The 2,511-nt window shown below is 74.8% G+C and carries 3 protein-coding genes; all 3 read left to right on the top strand.

Annotated features, from left to right (window positions below; genetic code table 11):
- Positions 1-773: DUF4328 domain-containing protein (locus CQZ88_RS10705; RefSeq protein WP_258008549.1), on the top strand; the 773-nt coding region annotated here is incomplete at its 5' end.
- On the top strand, positions 770-1,543 hold the full coding sequence (locus CQZ88_RS10700) for a glycerophosphodiester phosphodiesterase (protein WP_065923220.1): 774 nt from the start codon (positions 770-772) through the stop codon (positions 1,541-1,543). The genes CQZ88_RS10705 and CQZ88_RS10700, both read left to right, overlap by 4 nt.
- A 9-nt stretch (positions 1,544-1,552) precedes the next feature.
- Complete coding sequence (locus CQZ88_RS10695; RefSeq protein WP_006944642.1) at positions 1,553-2,467, top strand: DUF5926 family protein; 915 nt, start codon at positions 1,553-1,555, stop codon at positions 2,465-2,467.
- Positions 2,468-2,511 lie beyond the last annotated feature (44 nt).

Raw genomic sequence — 2,511 nt, 5'->3', positions numbered from 1 at the left:
GCCCGGCTCCGCGCTACCACGAGGTGCCGCGCTGGGGCCTTGCCGATCCTCGCCCGGCCGGCGAGCCGTCGACCCCGTCGCGTGAGGAAACCCTCGCGGATCTCGCCCCGACCCTGCTCGCCGGAACCGCCGTCGTATTCGGCCTCGCCGCCGTCGCAGAGGCCGTCCGCTACGGGCTGCTGCTGTACAACCGCACGCGCCTCGTCGACCCGCTCGCTCTCGCGGCGTCCGACGCCCTGGTGTGGGCCACCCAGTTGTGCGGCCCTGCCGTCGCCCTCGCCGCCGGGGTCGCGGCGACGCTGCGGCTGATCCGCGTGCGGCGACGGCTGTTCGCCGCCCGCGGTGCCGCCGACCCGCGCGGCCGGATCTCGCTGCTGCTCGGGTGCCTCGTGCCCGGCGTGAACCTCGCGATGCCCGGCGTCTTCCTCACCGAGATCACCGGTCCCGACGACCCGCGGCTACGGCGAGCCGTGCGCACGTGGTGGGTGCTGTGGGCGCTCGGCGGCGTGCTGTTCGTCGTCAACGTGCTGTGGCGGCAGAGGGACACCCTGCAGGCGCAGGCCGACGGGGTGCTGCTCGCCGCGGTGACCGCCACCCTCGCCGCGGCCGTCGCCGTCGCGGCACTGCATGTGGTGCGGCTGTTCGACGACGAGGACCTGCGGGGCCGCCCCCGCCGCCTGCCCCGCCGCACCGTGGCGACCGGCCCCAAGTACGAACCCATCGCGCCGATCGAACCGGTCGGCGCGCGCACCGACGAGGCGGTGGCCTCGTGACGGCGGCCGGCGAACCCCGCGTCGTCGCGCACCGCGGGGCCTCCGCCGCCAGGGCCGAGCACACCCTCGCCGCCTACGAACTCGCGCTGCAGGAAGGCGCCGACGGCCTCGAATGCGACGTGCGGCTCACCCGCGACGGGCATCTCGTGTGCATCCACGACCGCACCGTCGACCGGACCTCCACCGGCAGCGGCCTGGTCAGCGAGATGACCCTCGCCCAGCTCGGGGAGCTCGACTACGGCACCCCCGGCGAGCCGGCGCGCCTGCTGACGCTGCGGCAGCTGATCGAGCTGACCCTCGACTGGACCAGCCGGCCCGTCAAGCTGTTCGTCGAGACCAAGCACCCCGTGCGCTACGGCGGGCTCGTCGAGGCCAAACTCCTCGCCGAGCTGGCCCGCTTCCGGCTCGCCACCCCCGCCTCCGCGGACTTCTCCCGCGTCGTCGTGATGTCGTTCTCGGCCGCCGCGGTGTGGCGGGTGCGGCGGTCGGCGCCGCTGCTGCCGACGGTGCTCCTCGGCGACACCTCCCGCTATCTCGGGGGCAGCGCCGCCACCACCGTCGGGGCCACCGCGATCGGCCCCTCGATCCTCACGCTGCGCCAGCACCCCGAGCTCGTCGACAAGGCGGCTGCCGCGGGCCGCGCCACCTACTGCTGGACCGTCGACGATCCCGCCGACGTCGAACTGTGCCGCGACCTCGGCGTCGGCTGGGTGGCCACCAATCATCCGGGGCGCACCAAGCTTCTGCTCGGCGCTTCGCGCGGCGTGTAGTTTTGCGCCGTGGCCAAGAAGAGTAAGAGAAACAGCGGACCCAAGCCCGGCAGCAACCGTGCCGCGAAGCTCGAGCAGCGCCGGCTCGCCCGGGAGGCCGAGGCTGCCACGGTCACCCGGCCGTTCGAGGGTCTCGCCCTCGAGTGCGACCTGGTGGCCCTGCGCGAGTTCGTTCCGTCGGCGGTGTTCACGCTGCCGTTGACCACGCCCGGCCGGGCCGTCCGCGCGGCCACCGTGCTGCCCGGCGCCGTCGCCGCGCTCGCCCGCGAGGAGGGCGACGAAACCACCGCGTACGTCGGGCTGCAGCTCGCCGCCGCCGGCCCCGACCCGGCCGCCGAGCTCGGCGCCGCGATCGCGTGGGCCCGGGAGGCGGAGGCCGGGTCGTCGCTCGCCGTCGCCGAACCCGGACCGGACGAGCCGCGCCTGCACGATCTGATCGACGTCGACGTCGTCCCGGAGATCACCGTGCACCAGGACTTCGACTGGTGGATCCCCGAGGGCGTCGAGGTCTCACCCGACGTCGCGCACACCGTCAAGCACGCCAACGACGCGATCATGCCGTCCGCACGGCTCGAGGGCGAGGGCGTCGTCGCCGCCTGGTGGGTGGATGCCGGTGAGAAGGCGCACCTGCGCTGGGTGCGTCCGGAGGACGAGGACACCCTGATGTCCGCGTTGTCGCGGGTGCACGCCGCGGGCGGACTGCACCTGGGGGAGGGCTCGCGGTTCGCCGGGTCGTTCCGCACCCACGGCCTGCTCGTGCCGGTGTTCGATCTCGACCCCGAGCGGCACCCCAACGAGTGGGTCGCCCCGACCGCCGAGTTCGGTGCCCGGCTCGCCGATGCCTTGGCGGTCGACGCGCCGCTCACCGCCGCCGAGCGGCGCTCGCGCGACGGCCTGCGCAGTCGTCAGGTCACTCTGCGCTGACCCGTCCCCTCGCCGACCCCGGCCCGACCCCGGGCCGACCCCGG

The organism is Rhodococcus sp. ENV425, from assembly GCF_002887785.1.
GTDB lineage: Bacteria > Actinomycetota > Actinomycetes > Mycobacteriales > Mycobacteriaceae > Rhodococcus > Rhodococcus aetherivorans.
This window is presented reverse-complemented; position numbering and strand designations above follow the sequence as displayed.